Source organism: Streptomyces hygroscopicus subsp. hygroscopicus, from assembly GCF_030269125.1.
GTDB lineage: Bacteria > Actinomycetota > Actinomycetes > Streptomycetales > Streptomycetaceae > Streptomyces > Streptomyces hygroscopicus_C.
In genome coordinates this window covers 1-483 of sequence record NZ_BSSM01000064.1, presented here as the reverse complement: position 1 = coordinate 483, position 483 = coordinate 1, and the positions used below count along the sequence as shown (strand labels likewise).

The following is a 483-nucleotide window of genomic DNA, read 5'->3' as shown; positions in this document are numbered from 1 at the left end:
CAGACTACTATTAATGGAATTCAGCTTCTCTGCGGAGGTCAGCATCATTCCTTGCTGCAGGCGCTGAAAGAAGCCCTGGATTTCATCGTCCGTCGCATCGGTGATTTCGTCATACTGAATCTCGAAATCGTCGAAACTGTCGGTCACGGTGTAAGGAAGCTCGGAATATGTATGGCCGCCAAACTTCTGGGCGGTCTCCTCTGAGAGGCGGAGTTTGTTTTCAAAGAACTCCCAGATTGCGGAGAGTCGCTGCTGGCCATCAACAACGTCGAACTCGTCGGGATCACTCGCAGTTTTGGCAAAATAGAACTTAGGAAGCTTCCATCCGTTGAGGATGGAGTCGATGAGCAACTGCTTTCGCTCTGGCGACCAAACCTCGTCCCGCTGCCAATCCGGGATGTCGTACCGGCCTCGGCGCTTGAAGATTTTGTCAAGCGCGATGCTGCGCGGTTCCATCTTCATATGCTTCTCCACGACGTTGCC

General features: G+C 52.8%; 1 protein-coding gene. It reads right to left on the bottom strand.

Annotated features, from left to right (window positions below):
* A partial coding sequence (locus tag QSK45_RS38105) for a DUF262 domain-containing protein (protein WP_285563539.1) occupies nucleotides 1-462 on the bottom strand: 462 nt, incomplete at its 3' end.
* Nucleotides 463-483 lie beyond the last annotated feature (21 nt).